Source organism: Photobacterium sp. GB-1 (genome assembly GCF_003026165.1).
Lineage (GTDB): Bacteria > Pseudomonadota > Gammaproteobacteria > Enterobacterales > Vibrionaceae > Photobacterium.
The window spans coordinates 1-21,392 of record NZ_PYOB01000008.1 but is presented as its reverse complement, the minus strand read 5'-3'; the positions used below and the strand labels follow the sequence as shown (position 1 = coordinate 21,392).

The 21,392-nt window shown below is 42.1% G+C and carries 13 protein-coding genes, 1 tRNA gene and 2 rRNA genes; 13 read left to right on the top strand and 3 right to left on the bottom strand.

Annotated elements, in window-relative coordinates; all coding sequences use genetic code 11:
• Positions 1–44 precede the first annotated feature (44 nt).
• From rsmC to C9J45_RS10425, 13 genes are all read left to right on the top strand, one after another.
• Positions 45–1,067 (top strand): 16S rRNA (guanine(1207)-N(2))-methyltransferase RsmC, encoded by a 1,023-nt coding sequence (gene rsmC / locus C9J45_RS10485; RefSeq protein WP_107292505.1) that lies wholly within the window; start codon positions 45–47, stop codon positions 1,065–1,067.
• 298 nt (positions 1,068–1,365) lie between these two features.
• Positions 1,366–4,752 carry a response regulator gene (locus C9J45_RS10480; RefSeq protein ID WP_233217683.1) on the top strand — a complete coding sequence of 1,129 codons (3,387 nt, stop codon included), beginning with the start codon at positions 1,366–1,368 and terminating at the stop codon, positions 4,750–4,752.
• A gap of 780 nt (positions 4,753–5,532) precedes the next feature.
• Positions 5,533–7,209, top strand: a complete 1,677-nt coding sequence (locus C9J45_RS10475) for an ABC transporter substrate-binding protein (RefSeq protein ID WP_107208595.1) — start codon at positions 5,533–5,535, stop codon at positions 7,207–7,209.
• Between the two features lie 148 nt (positions 7,210–7,357).
• On the top strand, positions 7,358–8,344 hold the full coding sequence (locus C9J45_RS10470) for an ABC transporter permease (protein WP_107208596.1): 987 nt from the start codon (positions 7,358–7,360) through the stop codon (positions 8,342–8,344).
• 2 nt (positions 8,345–8,346) lie between these two features.
• Positions 8,347–9,390: an ABC transporter permease gene (locus C9J45_RS10465; protein WP_107208597.1), complete on the top strand. Its 1,044-nt coding sequence runs from the start codon at positions 8,347–8,349 to the stop codon at positions 9,388–9,390.
• A complete protein-coding gene (locus tag C9J45_RS10460; protein ID WP_045130276.1) occupies positions 9,390–10,361 on the top strand; it encodes an ABC transporter ATP-binding protein in 972 nt (323 codons plus the stop codon). Before C9J45_RS10465 ends, C9J45_RS10460 begins: the two co-directional genes overlap by 1 nt.
• 30 nt (positions 10,362–10,391) lie before the next feature.
• On the top strand, positions 10,392–11,387 hold the full coding sequence (locus tag C9J45_RS10455) for an ABC transporter ATP-binding protein (protein WP_005369743.1): 996 nt from the start codon (positions 10,392–10,394) through the stop codon (positions 11,385–11,387).
• A 110-nt stretch (positions 11,388–11,497) separates the two neighbouring features.
• Positions 11,498–13,234 carry a glycoside hydrolase family 9 protein gene (locus tag C9J45_RS10450; RefSeq protein WP_107246752.1) on the top strand — a complete coding sequence of 579 codons (1,737 nt, stop codon included), beginning with the start codon at positions 11,498–11,500 and terminating at the stop codon, positions 13,232–13,234.
• Positions 13,227–14,111 (top strand): N-acetylglucosamine kinase, encoded by an 885-nt coding sequence (locus C9J45_RS10445; protein WP_107260550.1) that lies wholly within the window; start codon positions 13,227–13,229, stop codon positions 14,109–14,111. The genes C9J45_RS10450 and C9J45_RS10445 overlap by 8 nt, the downstream gene beginning before the upstream one ends.
• A gap of 9 nt (positions 14,112–14,120) precedes the next feature.
• Positions 14,121–16,049, top strand: a complete 1,929-nt coding sequence (locus tag C9J45_RS10440) for a beta-N-acetylhexosaminidase (RefSeq protein WP_107292504.1) — start codon at positions 14,121–14,123, stop codon at positions 16,047–16,049.
• Positions 16,050–16,090: 41 nt separating this feature from the next.
• Positions 16,091–18,496 (top strand): GH36-type glycosyl hydrolase domain-containing protein, encoded by a 2,406-nt coding sequence (locus C9J45_RS10435; RefSeq protein ID WP_107246755.1) that lies wholly within the window; start codon positions 16,091–16,093, stop codon positions 18,494–18,496.
• A gap of 62 nt (positions 18,497–18,558) precedes the next feature.
• Positions 18,559–19,971: a phosphoglucomutase/phosphomannomutase family protein gene (locus C9J45_RS10430; protein ID WP_107208602.1), complete on the top strand. Its 1,413-nt coding sequence runs from the start codon at positions 18,559–18,561 to the stop codon at positions 19,969–19,971.
• 241 nt (positions 19,972–20,212) lie between these two features.
• The gene (locus tag C9J45_RS10425; RefSeq protein WP_107246756.1) at positions 20,213–20,599 is read left to right on the top strand and encodes a hypothetical protein; all 387 of its coding nucleotides are present in this window, start codon (positions 20,213–20,215) and stop codon (positions 20,597–20,599) included.
• A gap of 402 nt (positions 20,600–21,001) precedes the next feature.
• On the opposite strand, the gene C9J45_RS10420 is transcribed toward C9J45_RS10425, so the two are convergent.
• The 3 genes from C9J45_RS10420 to rrf (C9J45_RS10410) all read right to left on the bottom strand — a co-directional run bounded on the left by C9J45_RS10420 (position 21,002) and on the right by rrf (C9J45_RS10410) (position 21,390).
• A tRNA-Asp gene (locus C9J45_RS10420) sits at positions 21,002–21,078 on the bottom strand.
• 33 nt (positions 21,079–21,111) lie between these two features.
• Positions 21,112–21,227, bottom strand: a 5S ribosomal RNA gene (rrf, locus tag C9J45_RS10415).
• Positions 21,228–21,274: 47 nt separating this feature from the next.
• Positions 21,275–21,390 (bottom strand): 5S ribosomal RNA (gene rrf, locus C9J45_RS10410).
• Between the last annotated feature and the right edge of the window lie 2 nt (positions 21,391–21,392).

The window sequence follows — 21,392 nt, the reverse complement described above, 5'->3', positions numbered from 1 at the left end:
CAATTCGCTCCCAAATTTATGATGTCTACATTGAGGCCAGTTACATGTCTTATTGCGCCGCGAGCCAGGTTGTTGCTCGTCAATCTGAGTTTTTTGAAAACCGTAAAGTCCTTATCGCTGGCGAATTAAGTGATACCTTCGCATCAGAGCTATCTCAAACCGCTCAAACGGTATCGGTATTTACCACAAACTATGGCTTCTACTCAGATATCAAACGTTTTAATAATGTAAGTAGTTACTTCGGTGTTGAATTAACAGAAGCATTAGATATCGATATGATCCTGCTTTACTGGCCTAAAGCAAAAGCAGAAGCTGATTACTTGTTAACCATGCTACTGAATAAGTTCGGTACTGGCGTTGAAATTTGTATCGTTGGTGAAAACCGCTCAGGGGTTCGTAGTGCAGAAAAGCTCTTTGCAGAATATGGCCCACTGAACAAATATGATTCGGCACGTCGCTGCAGTTTTTACTGGGGACGTTGTGATAACACGCCAAAAGCCTTTAATTTATCAGATTGGTTCCGTAGTTATCCTATCGATATTGCAGGCGTACAACTTACTGTTCGCTCTTTACCTGGCGTATTTAGCCATGGTGAGTTTGATAAAGGCTCAGAATTACTGCTTAACAATCTGCCTAAATTACACGGCAAAGTATTAGATTTTGGCTGTGGTGCTGGTGTGATTGGCGCGGTGATGAAAGCTAAATACCCCACTATTGATTTAGAGCTGTGTGATATCAGTGCGTTAGCCATTGAATCGGCAAAAGAAACATTTAAGGTCAATAACCTTGAAGCGAGTAAGTTCACCGCTACCGATGTCTATAAGACATTAACGGGCCCATACCAGTTCTTGATCAGCAACCCACCGTTCCATGCTGGGTTAAAAACGTTTTATGCCGCAACTGAGCTATTTATCAATGATGCGCCGCAATACCTTAGCCATAACGGTCAACTCGTCATTGTCGCCAACAGCTTCTTACAATATCCGCCATTAATTGAAGCAAGCCTTGGTGAGTGCAACCTTACGGCAAAAACAAATAAATTTAATATTTACGCCGCAACTAAATAACCGTTAATTTATTTTAACGGAACATTTATCTAAAGAGGGACATTGTTGTCCCTTTTTTATAATCAAAACTCCGTCAAAACCGTTAATTCTGTGTTTTACAACACGCTTCATTATCGCTGTACTTGATCACTTCAAATAAGTCAGTATAAGCAGTATTATATTAATATATATGGACTTAGTGATTTCTAACGAACGGAAAAATTGTCAAAAACGTTACTTTTAAAACGTTTTATAATTTAACGTTAGTCACTGTTCCTCAATCCAAATCGAACGATAATCATTTTATTCAGGCACCGGAATGCAGAATACCAAACGATTTAAACGTCTCCAACATACGCTAATGTTGGCCTTTATTGTGCTTAGCATCACACCTTTGGTTTTATCTGCCCTATATTTTCTAAACTCTCATACCAAAGATCTTGCTGAACAAAGTATCAATCACTTAGCTTCTTTACGTGATAATAAGCAAAAGCAGCTTTATAGCTTTTTCGCAGCGAAAGAATCTGAGGTGAAGAGTTTCGCTCGCTCTGAATTATCGAATAACAGTGGCGGTCGTTTTTATGGCTTAGTCGGTGCTTACCATCAACTCGGTGACATAACACAGCAACTTGCATCTCAAGGACATGCTCATTATTTCTCGCAAACCCTTACCCAAAAAAATGAGTCCCATAATAAAACGACTTATGTAGGACATGAGCGCTATCGTTTGATGTATAAGCGCTACAACGCTGTTTATAAAGAGTATTTAAAACGCTCTGACTTCAAAGATATCATGTTAGTTGATCGTTCAGGCAACGTGGTTTACTCCGTTCACAATCACCAGTTGTTTGGCGTCAATTTACTTACCAACGCCCTAGCATCGCCAGCTTTAAAACAAACCTTTGAAGCGATTACTGCAAAAACCAAACAAAGTCAGGCTAAACCTGATCAAGTACCGGTTACTTTTACCGATTTTAGTCAATCTGCAAACACAGACGACACAACCGCATGGTTCGCCGCCCCGATCATTCAGCAAGGCTATTTGCACAGTTACGTCTTTATGGAGTTAAGTAATAAAGCGATTTCTGAGCTTATTCAAGACCTTGGTAATAATGCGAACTACGTTCAAACTTTATTGATTGGTCAAGATCACAAACTGCGTTTCGCGGCAGAAACAGGGGTTCCCACAACGTTAAAAAGTGAAAGTATCAGGGAAGCACTGGCTGGCAAATCAGGCGTGGGTAGCTTTAAAAACTACGATAACATTTCAGTATTGAGTGCCTTTTCACCACTCGATATCCTTAACAATAAATGGGCACTAGTCGTTGAACTACCAGAAAAAGAAGCCTTTGCTCGTATTACTGAATTAGAAAAAATATTTGGTGTGGCAATGATCAGCGCGATTATTTTGGTGATCTTTGCCTCTCACTTATTGTCTAATTCAATTACCGCCCCCTTACTGCGGTTAACTTGGGCGGCAGAAAAAGCCTCTGGTGGCGATTTAGACCAAGTCATCGAAGGCACTGAACGTAGTGATGAAATTGGTCGTCTGGCGATAAGCTTTTCACGTATGCAGCGCTCTATTCGCGAAAAAATAGGTTTAATTAAAACTCAAAATGACGAATTAGAACAAAGCCTTAAGATTATCAAGCAGAAAAACAATGAGCTACAGACAGCAGATAAACTTAAAGATGAATTCCTTGCAACCACATCTCATGAATTACGCACCCCACTTCATGGCATGGTGGGCATTGCAGAATCTTTACTTGCTGGAGCGAATGGACCCGTAAAAGATTCTCAACGTCGTCAGTTAGAAATGATCATCAATAGTGGACAACGTTTAACTAATCTTGTCGATGATTTGCTGGATTATCACAAAATGCGTTATGGCGATTTAGATATCCATCGCCATGCGATTGATCTGTCAGCCGCGGTGAGATTAGTACTGGAGCTTTCTAGTCACTTGCTTGGTAACAAACCGGTAAGGATCATTAATCAAATTCCTGCAGATTTGCCACTCGTTGATGCCGATGAGCAACGTTTAGAACAAGTACTTTATAACCTTGTCGGTAACGCGATTAAGTACACATCTGAAGGTAAGATCATTATCTCTGCCACAGTATTAGAACAGCAATTACGTGTACAAGTCGTCGATACGGGTCAAGGTATTCCAAGTGAGCAGCTAGAGCATATTTTTGAGCCCCTCATTCAAGCAAACTCAAATTCGACCAACTACCGACAAGGCGCAGGTCTAGGTTTATCAATTAGTCGTCAACTTATTGAATTAATGGGCGGGCGCTTATATGTAAGTAGTCAGCCTATGATTGGCACTACCTTTAGCTTTACCTTAAACCTTGCAACCAATGAGCAGATCAATGCGATATCTAATGACTCTATACTTCAGCACTTCCAAGTACCGGCATTAGATTCCAGAAGTTGTGAAAGCACCAATTTACCTGAAAACCCTGAAGGTGATCTTATTCTTGTGGTTGATGATGAACCCGTAAACCTTCAGATTTTAAATAATTTTCTCCGACTTGCTGGCTATCGAGTAAAAACAGCAGAGAGCGGTCATCAGGCATTAGATATTGTCCAACAACAACGTCCAGATCTGATCTTACTCGATATTATGATGCCGGAGATGAGTGGCTACGAAGTCTGCACCCTATTAAGAAAGCAATACTCGATTTTTGAATTACCAATAATGATGTTGTCTGCATTAGGGCAAATTCAAGACCGCATCAAAGGCTTTGAGTGTGGGGCTAATGACTACTTAACTAAACCTTTTAATAAAGAAGAGTTAATTGCTCGTATTCAAGCTTACCTGCAAGCCAGTAAGACTGAACATGAAAAGCAAAAGAACCAAAGCTTACAGCAAGAAATTTATCGTCGAGAGCAAGTAGAAATCAGCCTGATAGAAGCACAAAGCCGCTTGCTAGGGCTTCTTGACACGACCAGTGAAGCAATTATCTGTGTACAAAGTGAAGGTCGTATTCGCTATGTTAATAGTGCCGCTGGTAAGTTATTTAAACGCTCACCAGAGCAACTTGAGCGCCATACTATTTCGGATATTATCGCCACAGAGCTACCGATAGGTATTAACGACAGCCACCATTACAATGGCAAGTTGAGCTTCGTTATAAATGATGAGATCCAAACATTATCAACCGACATTATTAACCTTCCTGAAGAATCAGGACTTAAACAAATGTTTGTTTTTGATAACCAAGGTCCTTCGGCAGATCATCGTATAGGCTTACTAGAAAATGCCGTTGATATGTTGTCAGAGTTTGCTTTTAACGGCGACAAGAATAACTTACAGCAACTCAGAGAGCTTGGTGGTGAATTCACACGCTTGGCTGATAAGCTGGATGGTAGCGGACAAAATAAAGGGGATATTATTCGTCAACTTATGGTTGAGTCGATGACTATGACGCTTTCATTATGGGAAAATGACGCCAAGAAAACCAAATTTGAATTAGCAGAGGAAAGTGGATTGTGGCGAGTGTATCTTGATCGCAGCACCTTACAAACACGTACTCTTGATAAATATCTACATATCGACACGTTACCCAAGACCCCACGTTGGCGTACAGTGCTCAACACCATGGATTACGTTCTAGAGCGCTGTACTCAAACAACAGTAGAGCGCCAACATGTAGTGGCAATGCGAGACAAACTACACCATACAATTAGTACCAGCTAATTAAGTCTTATTACATCCTAAATATCAAGGCTCTTACGGGAGCCTTTTTTATGCCAGTAAAATACAAACGTGAAACTATCCTTCTTATTATCTCTTTAGCATTACATCCATAAGTAAATATTCACGTCAGAAGAGCCTCACCTAGCAGCATAACGATGTGGCCTTTCTTACGAAAACTTATTCTTATTCACCAGATGAAACTGTTATTTTTAACAAGAAAATATCACATTAAAAACCATAAAAATGACATCAGTCACACTCTATGTTTTGGCTATTTTTAAAGCAATTTAAGCTATTTAAGCTCCATAATGATAGAAGAGGGAATTAGTTTTTGTTTATGAGAAGCGAATCACAACAAACATTGACGATAAATTTTACACACGGAAATAACGACTCAAAAAACACACATTACATAAAAAAAACAAACGAAAACAATAAAAGTAAATAAAAACAACAAGTTAAAACCAGATAAACTCAAAACATCATTTCACCACCGATAGATACAAATGTGATGTAACACACATTTAACATCTACTCATCGGTAACAACAAAACCTAAAATTAACGTTTTTGACGTTGTTATTGGTTATTTTGACAATTTTGACGGGAAGCTTGATTGACGATTTATCCATTACAGCGAATATTTAACGCACTGAGAGCTTACAAGGCCATTCACCGGTTCAGCGTTACTCAGTTCCGATGAAGTAAGTTCAAGGGCTCCAATGATGGAGCAAACTTTAATTTCCATTAAGTGAAACAGAGCAAAGAGTAAGGAACAGCTATGCTTGCCAATATTAACAAAACTAAGTTAGCACTTGCCGTTGTTGCAGCAGCAACCGCTTTTACAGCACCAGTAGCGTCTGCAGCAGAGAAAAGCCAGCTAACAGTCGTACCAGACTTTTACCCTACAATGGTACGTAACTTTAACCCATTCCTAGCTACAAACCTTCGTACTACGACTGAATTCGTTTACGAGCCATTGGTTGTTTTCAACCAAATGAAAGGTAACGAGCCAGTAATGCGTTTGGCGAAAGACTACTACATGTCTGACGACCTAATGCAAGTAACGTTCGAAATCCGTGATGGCGTTAAGTGGTCTGACGGTAAAGCGTTTTCTGCTGATGATGTAGTTTATTCTTTTGACCTACTTAAGAAGAATCCAGAACTAGATCAACGTGGTATCAACAAGTGGGTTAAATCAGTTAAGCAAGACGGTAACAAGGTTATCTTCGATCTAACTGAAGCGAACTCGAACGTTCCTTTCGAAATTTCTTTCGTACCAGTAGTGCCTAAGCACATCTGGAGCAAAGTTGAAAACCCAACAACTTTCACTAACGAAAATCCAGTAGGTACAGGTCCGTTTACTGAGATTGATACATTCACTCCTCAGCTATACGTTCAATGTCGTAATCCTAACTACTGGGATAACGACAACCTAGAAGTTGACTGTCTACGTGTTCCTCAGATCGCGAACAACGATCAGTTGCTAACAAAGATCATTAACTCTGAGCTAGATTGGACTTCATCGTTCATTCCAGACATCGACAGCACTTACGCTGCGGCAAACCCAAATCACAAATACTGGTACCCAGCTGCGGGCACTCAGTCATTCATGTTGAACTTCAAGTCGCCAAAAGATGGTAACAAAGAAGCGATCAACAATGTTGATTTCCGTCGTGCGTTCTCAATGGCTATCGACCGTCAAACAATCATCGACATCGCATTCTACGGTGCAGGTATGCCGAACGATTACGCATCGGGCCTAGGTGATGGTTTCAAAACTTGGTCAGATGAAGCGGTACACAACAAGTACAAAGCATTTAACACATACAATGTGAAAGGTGCTAAAGAGCTACTAGCGAAAGCAGGCTTTAAAGATACTGATGGCGACGGTTTCGTAGAAACACCAACAGGTAAGAAGATCGAACTTACAGTTCAGTCTCCAAACGGTTGGACTGACTTCAACAACACTGTACAGCTAGGTGTAGAGCAGCTTCAAGAAGCGGGAATTAACGCGAAAGCAAGTACACCTGACTTCGCTGTTTACAACGAAGCGATGCTAAACGGTACTTACGATGTAGCTTACACAAACTACTTCCACGGTGCTGATCCACACCTATACTGGGATAGCGCGTACAACTCACGCCTACAATCTGGTGAAGGTATGCCTCGTTTTGCAATGCACTACTTCAAGAATGCAGAGCTAGACTCGCTATTAGACAGCTTCTACAAAACAGCTAACAAAGATGAGCAGTTGAAGATTGCTCATAGCATCCAGAAAATCATCGCTGAAAATCAAATCACGATTCCAGTGATGTCTGGTGCAAACAACTTCCAATACAACGAAACTCGCTTCACTGGTTGGTGGAATGAGAAGAACCCTCAAGGCCGTCCAATGGTATGGGCTGGTGTTCCTGAGCGTCTACTTCAAGTACTGGATCTAAAACCAAAAGCATAATATCTGCTTAATATTTGCGGTGCACGCCTTGTGCACCGCCTCTTCCCCTCAATCCTTTCTTCTATAAAAGGTATGGCGCCTTGCGTCAGGGGGTTTTACGTCCTGAATTCAGCTCAGGAAGGCAAGCTGGATGTGTAAGGTGTGAGTTATGGGATTTTTTCTACGTCGTTTATCGTTTTATTTTATCGCGCTGATTTTCGCGGCAACGCTAAACTTTATTCTTCCGCGTGCGATGCCTGGTGACCCTGTTACCATGATGTTCGCAAACGCAACCGCGCAGGTAACCCCTGAGCGTATTGAAGCCATGAAAAAGCTACTAGGCTTTGTTGATGGTCCAATATATGAACAATACTTTTCTTACCTAGCTAACGTGTTTACGTGGAACCTAGGTACCTCAATCAAATTTTATCCACTATCAGTTAATGAACTGTTAGGTGGCGCTGTAGGCTGGTCACTATTTTTAGCTGGCTCAGCTGTAATGCTTTCTTTCTGTATTGGCTCTGTACTAGGTATTTTTGCGGCATGGAAACGCGGCAGTACTTATGATGCATTCATTTCACCAGGTATGTTGGTTATTCAAGCAGTTCCACCGGTTGTAATTGCAATGCTTGTGATGTTCACCTTTGCTATCGGCTTGCGTTGGTTCCCTACAGGCAATGCATATACGCCGGGCGTTATTCCTGACTGGTCAAGCTGGGCTTTCTACAAAGACGTGCTTTACCACGCAGCACTACCACTATTCTGTGCCACAGTCATTCAAATCGGCGGTTTCTTGATCAATATGCGTAATAACATGATCAACCTGCTAAACGAAGATTACATCACAATGGCAAAAGGTAAGGGCTTAAGTGAAAACCGTGTGGTATTTAACTACGCAGCACGTAACGCAATGCTACCAAGTGTAACAGCACTTTCTATGGCACTAGGTATGGCGATTGGTGGTCAGTTAATTGTCGAAATCATCTTTAACTACCCAGGTCTTGGTACCGTAATGCTTAATGCTATCCACTCACGTGATTACCAAGTTCTTCAAGGTCAGTTACTTATTATGACTATGTTCATGCTGTTCTTTAACTTCATGGCCGACATCCTGATCGTTGTGCTAGATCCTCGCCTACGTAAAGGAGGCAAATAATTATGAAAGCCTTATTTAAATTATTATCTGGTAACCCTAAGGCTATGTTTGGCCTTAGCATCATCACTATTTTTATTCTAGGGGCTATTTTTGCTCCGCTGATTACACAGTTTTCACCAGACAAACGAACAGGAAAACCTCATGAGTACCCTGCGTTTGTAGTAAAAGCAGCACAAGATAATCCAGACGGTTGGATCGCTGAAAACTTAGCTGATAACAAGCGTCGTCTATTAATGTCCAAAGATGCAGAGCACCTACTAGGCACATCTCGTATGGGTCGTGATATCTGGTCTCAGCTAGTATATGGCGCGCGTACTTCACTAGCGGTAGGTTTTGGTGCAGGTTTAATGGTGTGTTTCCTAGCAACCATCATTGGTATTTCAGCAGGTTATTTTGGCGGTAAAGTCGATGAAGTCTTAACCGCTGCGATGAATATAATGTTAGTTCTACCGCAGCTCCCCTTACTGTTTGTTATCGCAGCCTTTATTGGTCAAACAGGTCCAATGACCATTGCGGTGGTTATTGCCATGACCTCCTGGGCATGGGGCGCACGTGTTGTCCGAGCGCAAACCTTATCACTGCGTGAAAAGGAATTTGTAAAAGCAGCAGAAGTATTAGGTGAATCCTCATGGCGTATTATCTTTGTTGAGATTCTACCGAACCTAATCTCAATCGTTGGTGCAAGCTTCATCGGCTCGGTAATGCTTGCCATCATGACTGAAGCAACACTGTCATTCTTAGGCTTAGGTGACCCGAACTCAGTAAGCTGGGGTGTGATGCTGTACAACGTACAAACATCATCTTCAATGTTAGTTGGCGCTTGGTGGGAGCTATTAGCACCATGTGTTGCACTAACACTGATTGCTATCGGTCTTGCGATGCTTAACTTTGCTGTTGATGAAATTGCCAACCCGCAGTTACGTTCACACAAAGGCATGCGCCGCTGGAAAAACTTAGCAAAAGAAAATGCTAAGAATGCAAAAGAAGAAAAAGAAGCAAACGCTGTGGACGCTCCTCAGCCAGCCCTACAAGGGGGAGATAAATAATGACCAATCCACAAATCTCAATTCGTAACTTGTGTGTTGATTACATTACAGATGCCGGTGATGTTCGCGCAGTAAATAATGTCAGCTTTGACATTGGTAAAGGTGAGATATTCGGTCTTGCAGGTGAATCAGGCTGTGGTAAATCCACTGTTGCCTTCTCACTGATGCGTCTGCATAAGCCGCCAGCATTCATTACCGGTGGTGAAGTAATTTTTGAAGGCCATGGTGACATTTTAAAGAAATCGGATATGGCAATGTCAGCCTTCCGTTGGAGCGAAATGTCGATGGTGTTCCAAAGTGCAATGAACGCTTTGAACCCTGTATTAACCATGGAAGAGCAATTTTGTGACGTAATCATGCGCCACACTAATATGTCTCGTCAGCAAGCAGTTCGCCGTGCTGAAGGCCTATTAGAAATCGTTGATATCCACCCTAGCCGTTTACGTGATTACCCTCACCAGTTTTCTGGTGGTATGCGTCAACGTTTGGTTATCGCGATTGCTCTTGCGCTAAATCCTAAGATGATCATCATGGATGAACCAACAACAGCACTTGATGTTGTGGTTCAACGTGAAATTCTACAAAAGATTTACGCATTAAAAGAAGAATTTGGTTTCTCAATCCTATTCATCACTCATGACTTGTCATTAATGGTCGAGTTCTCTGACCGTATCGGCATCATGTATTCAGGTGAATTAATTGAAGTTGCCCCTTCTAAGCAAATTCTAGAAACACCGTTCCACCCATATACTGAGGGCTTGGGTAGCTCATTCCCTCCTCTAACTGGTCCAAAAACAAAGTTAACAGGTATTCCTGGTAACCCATTGAACTTACTAGAAGTACCACAAGGTTGTCGTTTCCAAGCACGTTGTAGCAAAACAACCGATGCTTGTTTTAAAACACCAACCCAGCTGACACAAATTGAACCAGGACGTTTATCAAACTGCCACCTATTCACTAAACGTGGTTAATAAAATAATAGGCAGTATTTAGGAGGCATTATGAGCAAACCTGTCGGAAATCCAATTATTGAAGGTAAAAATCTAATTAAAGATTTTTCCGTTAACAGTAATTCATTAAAGAAATCAAAGATGCGTGCAATCAACGACGTGTCTTTCAAAATGTACAAAAGTCGTGGTCTTTCAGTTGTTGGTGAATCAGGTTCTGGTAAATCAACGACTGCGAAAATGATTGCAAAAATGTACGCGCCAACAGATGGCACAATTGAATATTTTGGTCGTGATATCCAGTCAATCACTAAACATGATGACTTAATGAATTACCGCCAAGGTGTGCAAATGGTATGGCAAGACCCATTCGGTTCTTTAAACCCTACTCATACTATTTTCCACCATATTGCTCGTCCGTTACTGATCCACAACAAAGTGAAGTCAGGCAATAAAAAAGAGCTAGAAGAAACGGTTTACAACCTACTAGAACAAGTTGGCTTGATCCCACCAAAGGAGACAGCTGCGAAATTCCCCCACCAGCTGTCTGGCGGCCAACGTCAACGTGTTAACTTAGCGCGTAACATTGCGGTGGGTGCTGAAGTCGTACTTGCTGATGAGCCAACATCAATGCTCGACGTTTCTATTCGTGCAGGTGTACTAAACCTGATGGAAGAAATGAAGTTTGAACGTGAAATGGCACTACTGTACATCACCCACGATATCGCAACAGCACGTTACATTGCTGAAGATCTAGCGGTTATGTACGTTGGTCACATGGTTGAATGGGGCGATACGGAAGAGATCATTCACGATCCACAACACCCGTATACCCAATTACTTGTATCAGCAGTTCCCGATCCAAGTAAGTCTATTCATGAAAAACTAAAAGGTAATAAAGGCGAGATCCCGCTATGGACGCCAGAAAGCGCGGGTTGCCCATTTGCAGGTCGCTGTACTCACGTTACCGATAAGTGCCGTGAAAAACTTCCAGGTGTGACTCAATTATCTGACAATCACTTTGTACGTTGTTACTTATACGAAAATTAATAATAGCTCGTTACTAAAAACGACTTATCTGCGTTATTGGTCGCCTTAGCTGTTAAATGGTGGTTTCACAATGCTGAAACCACCTTTATTTGGCGACACTAGGAGGATCCATGCAGCTGTTAACTAACCATCTGGGCTATGAGCGTTTCAACGTAAAACACGCTTTATTACAAACCAACTCTCAGACTTTAACCGGTACTGCAGAACTTGTTTGTAACCAGACGAACACCACTATCATGCAGCTGCCATTACATGCCTATGACAACATAGCACAATGGCATACCGGTAATATTTACCTTATTGATTTCTCTTCTTGCCAACAACTTGGTGAGTTCCGTATTCGCTACGCAAACAGCGAATCAACTGTTTTTACCATTGCTGAAGGTGTGTTAATGCAACAAACCTTTAGTGATGTTCTGCACTACTTTAAATCTCAACGTTGCAGCGGTATTTTCGATCAAGCTGATAAAAATGCAGCTGTACTCAATTCAGATCAAACCGTAGACGTTCACGGTGGTTGGTATGATGCATCAGGTGATGTAAGTAAATACCTAAGCCATTTATCTTTTAGTAATTTTTTAAATCCACAACAAACCCCAATGATTGTGTGGAACATGCTAAAAGCCTATGAAGAGTTAGATCAGCAAGACGATATTGCAGACTTTACTCGTGTACGTTTACTTGAAGAAGCCACTTTCGGTGCCGATTTCTTACTGCGCATGCAACACGCGCAGGGCTATTTCTATATGACGGTATTCGACAAATGGAGCAAATCCCCGCAACAACGTGACATTTGTGCTTATTCAACTCAAGAAGGCATCAAGTCAGACGATTATCAAGCAGGCTTCCGTCAAGGTGGTGGAGTTACCATTGCAGCATTAGCAGCGCTTTCTCGTATTGCTCAACTAGAATCAAGCACTCGCTTAGGAGCGTTTACTGGCATCGAGACCGAGCGATACCTTCAAGCGGCTGAACTTGGCTATTGGCATTTAAAACAACACAATACTGAATACTTAAACGATAGTACGGAAAATATTATAGATGAGTATTGTGCCTTATTAGCCGCCGTTGAGTTATTCCGTAGTACTTCCCAAGATCGCTATTTAGTAGAAATGCGTGAGTGGGCTACACGTTTGGCTAAGCGTCAAATGTCAGATGAGAATATTGAATATTTCTGGTCTGCGACTGAAAACGGCGAACGTCCTTATTTCCATGCCGCTGAAGCAGGCCTTCCTGCCATTGCTCTGATGCAATATTTAAGTGCAGAAACGGATCCCAATTTCAAAAAGCCAATTGAACAAGTGTTATGTAACGCGCTTAATTTTGAGTTAGCGATTACAAAAGAAGTGAATAACCCATTTCACTACCCTCGCCAATACACTAAAGCTGTCGATGGTGAAAAGAAAACGGCTTTCTTTGTTGCCCATAACAATGAGTCAGGTTACTGGTGGCAAGGCGAAAATGCACGTCTCGCGTCATTAGCAACCATGGCTTTTATGGCACAGAACTATGTTCAAGACCCAACATTACGTCAAGGCTTAATGCAATTTGGTCAACGCTCACTTGACTGGATAGTTGGTTTAAACCCGTATGACATGTGTATGTTAGATGGTCATGGTCATAATAACCCAAATTACTTACCTCACTTAGGATTCAGTAACGCCAAAGGCGGTGTTTGTAACGGCATCACATCTGGCTTTGAAAACGAAGAAGACATCGCATTCAACCCTAATGGTCAAAAAGACGATATGCTGCAAAACTGGCGCTGGGGTGAACAATGGATCCCACATGGTGGCTGGTACTTACTTGCAATTACGATGCAATTTAAGGAGCGTTGTCATGGCTGATATTCGTTACTTAGTGGGCGTTGACGGCGGTGGTACATCTTGCCGTGCACGCATCTGTGATCTCGATGGTAATACTTTAGGTGAAGCAAAAACGGGTAGTGCGAATATTCTATTAGGCAGTAGCGTTGCTATGGCATCGATCAATGATGCGATAGCAACTGCGGCCAGCCAAGCAAATCTTAATAATAGCCATTTTCGTTATATGTCAGTAGGCCTAGCACTCGCAGGCGCTGAACAACAAGAGGCTTGGTATAACTTCATGAAACAGCCTCATCCTTACGGTGCCATAACATTAAATACCGATGCGTATGGTGCTTGTTTAGGTGCTTGGGGAGGTAAAGATGGCGCGATATTAATTGCTGGTACTGGCTCTTGTGGGATCTTATTAAAAGATGGTCAACAGCATGTGGTTGGCGGTCGTGAATTCCCGATTTCAGATCAAGGCGGCGGTGCTGTTATGGGTCTGCGTTTAATTCAACAAGTACTATTAAGTGTTGATGGTATTGTTGAACAAACACCGCTTGCTCGCTCTGTACTCACATATTTTAATCATGATATCGACAATATCGTATTGTGGTCAAAAGCAGCGCGCCCTTGTGATTATGGTCAATTTTCACCGAGCATTTTTGCCCATGCAGCACAAGGCGATAAACTCGCGATAGATATGCTATCGCAAACAGCGCGAGATATAGAAATGTGGATGAATGCATTAGTTGTGCGTGGCGCTGACAAAATTTGCCTCATGGGCAGCATTGCAGAACGTATTCATGCATGGTTAGTACCACCTATGCAGCAACGTATAGCAACACCACAAGGTGATGCTATGGATGGCGCGATTGCTATGGCACGTAGTAATCACGATTTATATAAACTTTAAGGGGGAATGATGAGTTACCGCCTTGATTTAACTGTAATCGATAAAAAAGAAAACGAATCTCGTTTTGCATTAAGCTTACATAATTTAACCGATACTCCACTACAAAATTGGTCATTACATTTTTTGTTTAATCGTTTCGTTAGAGCCGAGACGTTAAGCAAAGGCGCTATCAGCCAAACGGGGAGTTACTGTACATTAACAGCCACGGACAATTTACCTGCAAATGGTCTTTTTTATACCGAGTTCACGGTCGGTACTGCACCATTTACGCTTTATGACGACGGTATTTTAGATGCATTTATCTCATTAGCATCAACCGCTGAGTACATTAAGCCGTTAAAAGTCGACATCAGTACTATCAATCTTGATCAACCTGCTGTTGAACGCTACAACACACCGCTACCCGTTAAAGCGGCTGATATTGCTTTGATCCCTAAACCTAGCAAGATAACGCAACTACAGGGCTCTTTTCATATAAATCAACATACTGCCATTTCAACACCACCCACATTAGCGCAAGGTGCAGTAAATTGGTTACAAGCAGAACTCAATACCTTATTGAATGAACACGTGCCGGTTAATCAGCAAGGCAACATTCATTATACTGTAAATAAAGACCTTGTAGATGAAGGCTATCGCTTACTCGTTGAAAACGATAACGTCTGGATCCAAGCTAATTCAGCATCTGGTTTTGTCTACGCAACTTCAAGTTTACTTCAATTAATACCAAGTAAACCATCGCATCAAGCTGATAGCACCTACCAGATCCCAATGGTAGATATTAATGATAAACCGCATTTTGGTTATCGCGGTATGATGCTCGATTGTGGTCGCCACTTTCACCCTGTTGAGCGTATAAAACATCTTATCGATCAATTAGCACGCTACAAATTTAATACGTTTCATTGGCATTTAACCGATGACGAAGGCTGGCGCGTTGAAATTGATGCCTACCCTGAACTCACCCGTATCGGTGCTTGGCGTGGTCCAAACGAAGTGATCGCTCCACAATTTAGCCACATTGCTCAGCGCTATGGTGGATTTTATTCAAAACAAGAAATTCGTGATGTCATTGCGTATGCCGCTGATCGTGGGATCATGATCATTCCGGAAATAGATATCCCTGGCCACTGTCGTGCTGCTATTTTATCACTCCCTGATTTGTTGATTGATCCAGATGATAAATCTGTTTATCGCAGCATTCAAAACTATAACGACAACATCTTATCGCCTGCACTAAAAGGCACTTACAGCTTTATTAGCAATGTACTTTCGGAAATATGCGATCTATTCCCTGCACCTTTCGTTCATATTGGTGCAGATGAAGTCCCTGTCGGTGTTTGGACAGATAGCCCTGCTTGCCAAAAATTCATGGCAGAGCATGACTATCACGATCCCAAAGAGCTGCAAGGGCACCTATTACGTTTTGCCGAAGAAGTACTAGAAGGTAAAGGTAAGCGCATGATGGGTTGGGAAGAAGCAACCCATGGTGAGAAGGTCAGTAAAAATACCATCATCTTCTCATGGCAAAGTGAACAGGCTGGATTGGAATGTATCCAAAAAGGCTACGACATTGTGATGCAGCCAGCACAAGCGACGTACTTAGATTTAGCTCAAGGCTACTCGGCAGATGAAGCAGGTGTTGATTGGGCTGGAAAGTTACCCATCGATAAAGTTTACAATTATTACCCACTCAGTGATCTCGCCGAGGAAAACTCTGAGCGGCAGCACATTTTAGGCATTCAAACCGCCCTTTGGTCAGAATTAGTAAATAACCAAAGCCGATTTGAATATATGATTTACCCCCGCTTACTGGCAGTCTCGGAGATTTGCTGGAGCGACCCTAAATATCGTAACTGGGATGACTTCAAAGCACGTTTAAAAGGTCAACTTAGCTACCTGGACAAGGCAGGTATTAATTACCGCCACTGTGAATAACCACGCACAGTAGAGTGAAATTTTTTAAGGATTAAAAAGCAATGAAATACGGTTATTTTGACAACGACAACAGAGAATATGTTATCACTCGTCCTGATGTCCCAGCACCATGGACAAATTACTTAGGTACAGAGAAATTCTGTACAGTAATTTCACAAAACGCAGGTGGTTACTCATTCTACAAATCTCCAGAGTACAATCGCGTAACTAAATTCCGTCCTAATGCGACATTTGATCGCCCAGGACACTACGTATACCTTCGTGATGATGCGACAGGTGATTACTGGTCAATTTCATGGCAACCAGTAGCAAAAAGCCTAGATGAAGCAACCTACGAAGTGCGTCACGGTTTGTCTTACTCTAAGTTCAAATGTGATTACAACGGCATTGAAGCAACCAAAACATTATTCGTACCTAAAGGCGAAGATGCTGAGGTTTGGGATGTTGTGATTAAAAATACGACAGATGAAGTACGTACTATCAGTGCATTCTCATTTGTTGAATTCTCTTTTAGCCACATTCAATCTGATAACCAAAACCATCAGATGAGCCTGTACTCAGCAGGTACGTCTTATGAAGACGGCGTGATTGAATATGATCTTTACTACAACACCAATGAGAAAGAAGGTTTCTACTACCTAGCTTCTACATTTGATCCTGATAGCTATGATGGTCAACGTGACACTTTCATTGGTGCTTACCGTGATGAAGCTAACCCTATTGCGGTTGAAAAAGGACGTTGTTCTAACCACGTACAAACCTGTTACAACCACTGTGGCTCACTACACAAGCAATTCACTATCCAACCGGGTGAAGAAGTACGCTTTAGCTACATCCTAGGTGTCGGTAAAAACGAAGGTCAACGCCTACGTCAAAAATACCAAGATGTCGCTGCCGTCGATGCTGCATTTGCTGAAATTAAAGAACACTGGAACAGTCGTTGTAACAAGTTCAAGGTGACATCACCGAACGAAGGCCTAGATACCATGATCAACGCATGGACTCTATACCAAGCTGAAACATGTGTGGTTTGGTCACGCTTCGCATCATTTATCGAAGTGGGCGGTCGTACTGGTCTTGGCTACCGTGATACCGCACAAGATGCAATCTCTGTTCCTCACTCAAACCCAGAGATGACTCGTAAGCGTCTTGTTGACTTACTACGTGGTCAAGTAAAAGCGGGTTACGGCCTACACCTATTTGATCCAGATTGGTTCGATCCAGACATGGCTGATGTTGAGCCATCAAAATCACCAACAGTTGTTCCAACCCCAAGTGATGCAGATAAGATCCACGGTATCGAAGATACCTGTTCTGATGACCACCTATGGCTAGTACCAACAATCTGTAAGTACGTAACAGAAACAGGTGAAGAGAGCTTCATTGACGAAGTGATCCCATACGCTGATGGCGGTGATGCATCTGTTTATGATCACATGAAAGCCGCACTCGATTTCTCAGCAGAATACGTAGGCCGAACCGGTATCTGTAAAGGTCTTCGTGCAGACTGGAATGACTGTCTAAACCTTGGTGGCGGTGAGTCAGCAATGGTGTCATTCCTTCACTTCTGGGCATTACAAGAATTCATCGAGCTTGCTAAGCATCAAGGTAAAGACGCAGATGTTGCTAAATACACTGAAATGGCAGCAAACGTACGTGAAGCGTGTGAACAACACCTATGGGATGACGAAGGTGGCTGGTACATCCGTGGTCTAACAAAAGACGGTGACAAGATCGGTACAGCGCAACAAACTGAAGGTCGTATTCACTTAGAGTCAAATACTCTAGCTGTGCTTTCTGGTATGGCATCACAAGATCGTGGTGAGAAAGCAATGGATGCCGTTGATGAAAACCTATTCTCTGAATACGGTCTACACCTAAATGCACCATCATTCGCAACCCCTAATGATGATATCGGTTTCGTTACGCGCGTATATCAAGGCGTGAAAGAAAACGGTGCAATCTTCTCGCATCCAAACCCATGGGCATGGGTGGCTGAAGCGAAACTAGGTCGTGGTGATCGTGCAATGAAGTTCTACGATGCACTTAACCCATACAACCAAAACGACATCATTGAAAAACGTATTGCAGAACCTTACTCATACGTTCAGTTCATCATGGGACGTGATCACCAAGATCACGGTCGTGCAAACCACCCATGGTTAACAGGTACATCTGGTTGGGCATATTTTGCCGTGACTAACTTTATTCTAGGTGTACAAACAGGCTTTGCAGGTCTAACTGTTAATCCTTGTATTCCAACAAGCTGGCCTGGTTTTGAAGTGACTCGTGAATGGCGTGGCGCGACTTACAACATTAAAGTTGAAAACCCAAATGGGGTAAGTAAAGGCGTTAAATCTATTACGCTAAACGGTGAAACAGTCGAAGGCGCAATTGCTCCTCAAGCTGAAGGCACAACCAATACTGTTACAGTAGTAATGGGCTAAAACGGTTAGGGAGGTGTATTCACCTCCCTCTTTTTATTTGAGAGAGAAATAGGAGTTCCTCCATGATTCAGTTTGGAACAGGTGGATGGCGTGCCTTCATTGGTGAAGAGTTTACTCAAGCAAATGTACGCTTAGTAGCTCAAGCCCTTGCTAACATCATGATCAAAGAGTCAGTCACTGAAAATGGTTTCATTATTGGTTACGACCGTCGTTTTCTATCCGATAAAGCCGCAACGTGGTTTGCTGAAGTTTTAGCGGGTAACAACATCAAATGTAGCTTCATCGATAAGTTCGTACCAACCCCTGTTGTGATGTTTAAAGCTAAACAAACAGGTGCGACATATTCAGCTTGTATTACTGCGTCACACAATCCAGCAGATTACAACGGCATCAAAGTCTTCATTGAAGGCGGTCGTGATGCGGATGAAATCATTACTCAAAAGATTGAACAACAAATCGCAGTGTTAACCGATGCGGATGTAAAACGTGTTGACTTTGAACAAGCACAAAACGATAAGTTAGTTGAAATCATCAATCCAATGAACGAGTTCGTTGATTCAATTATTGATTTCATCGATATGGAAGCGATTAAAAAAGCGAATCTTCGCGTTCTTATCGATCCTATGTTTGGAGTGGCAAAAAATGCCCTGCAAACGGTCCTGATCAGTGCTCGCTGTGATGTTGACGTGATCAACGATAGTGAAAACCCTGGTTTTGGTGGTTTAATGCCATCGCCGAGTGCTGCAACGCTTTACCGTTTAAAGCATCTTGTCGCTCACGAGGGCTATGATATCGGTATTGGTACTGATGGCGATGCTGACCGTTTAGGTATTATTGATGAGAAAGGTAACTTTATTCACCCGAATGAAGTACTACTTCTACTTTATTACTACATGCTTGAATATAAAGGCTGGAAAGGATCGGTAGTACGTAATATCGCAACCACCCACCTTTTAGATAAAGTTGCAGAAGCTTATGGTGAGAAATCATTTGAAGTGCCAGTAGGCTTTAAGCACATTAGCTCACAAATGGAAGCTGATGATTCTCTCATTGGTGGAGAAAGCTCAGGTGGTTTAACAATCCGTGGTCATATCAAAGGTAAAGATGGTGTATTTGCATCAAGCTTACTGGTCGAAATGATCAGCGTGACAGGTAAGAAGTTATCTGAATTACTTGATGAAATTTATGGGCGCTTTGGCTATGCCTACACAGCAGAAGGCGATTGTACCTTTAAACCTGCTGAACGTGAGCGTCTGTACAACAAGATCTATGTAGAAAAAGCATTGCCTGATTTTGACTATGAAATCGAAAAAGTAAGCTATGCCGATGGCGCTAAAGTTTACTTTAAAAATGGCGGTTGGGCGATTGCACGTTTCTCAGGTACTGAGCCATTACTCCGTATCTTTGTTGAAATGGAAGATCAACCACAGGCAGAAGCAGTACTTGCTCAATTAAAAGCATTCCTTTCTGTTTAAAAAACATAGCTGTTGTTTTAGCAGATCACACCGCTGATCTTTGCTAGAGGGTAACCATTCAGTTACCCTTTTCTTTTATATTTTGCCATTCTATTTACCTCCATATAAAAATTTGATATCGAGCCCATTTACAGTAATAACCCCATCTAAAAATAAAAATAGATAGCCCAATCACATAAAAATATCGATTTGAGGTCCATGATTAGAAGGCGTTAAATTTATCGCACTCAAGGAAATCGGTATGAAAAAGATTATCTTTAGTATCATAGCTATTGTTCTAGCTATACTTTTCACCGAACATTTCCACTCATTTACAGTGGGTTTTAGCCTTGCCATTGTCGCGGTAGGAATAAGCTATTTCATTGCTTATCAGGCAATTCGCCAACCTCAATATGTCATGAGCTACCTTGTACTTGCTGTACTGACAAAATTAGTTATCACTATCAGTGGCGTTATTTGGGTCTTTTCTAACAACGTTATTCATTCACCAATCACTTTCTTAGTGGCTTATACTGTTTTTTCAGCTCTCATTACCTACCTAGCATCACGTTACCGTGCATATCGTCGTGATCGTAGTGATAATCAACAAAAGGAGATATTACATACAGGTCTCTATGAACAAATTTAAGGCATAACATTGAAATAAGAGCAAGGAGGTAAATATAACCAACAACGATAGTATTACCAACGCTCAGAGCTTCACTTATTAAAGCTCAGATAAAGTAGGAAAGGAGGTCTCACATCATCTTAACTATTTTCAATGACAACTAAGTAAAACCAAAGCCCTGTGACTTCAAGCAGGGCTTTTTCATTAATAGATAATTAATATATTTACTCGACGAAAAAGCCCCGCTATGACTAGCGAGGCTTCTTTAGAAGTGGCCGAGCGGACGCGACTCCGGTCTGACAGGCCGCTAAGATCTCCAATAAAGAGGCTAACCAACTGAACTGCCAACTCACTCAAATAAATTTAACTCATATATTCAAAATGTAAAAAAGCCCCAGTCTTTCGACTAGGGCTTAATATAAGTGGCGGAGCGGACGGGACTCGAACCCGCGACCCCCGGCGTGACAGGCCGGTATTCTAACCAACTGAACTACCGCTCCGCAGCGTGTCTATTCAGCATAATGCAATTTAGAACTTAGCAATGTCCTACTCTCACATGGGGAGACCCCACACTACCATCGGCGCTACAACATTTCACTTCTGAGTTCGGCATGGGATCAGGTGGTTCTGCTGCGCTATGGTTGCTAAGTAAATTCTTTAGCGTTCTTGTTATAACAACAAAAACTAAAATTTGAAGCCTGGCGATGTCCTACTCTCACATGGGGAGACCCCACACTACCATCGGCGCTATTACGTTTCACTACTGAGTTCGGCATGGGATCAGGTGGGTCCATAACGCTATGGTCGCCAAGCA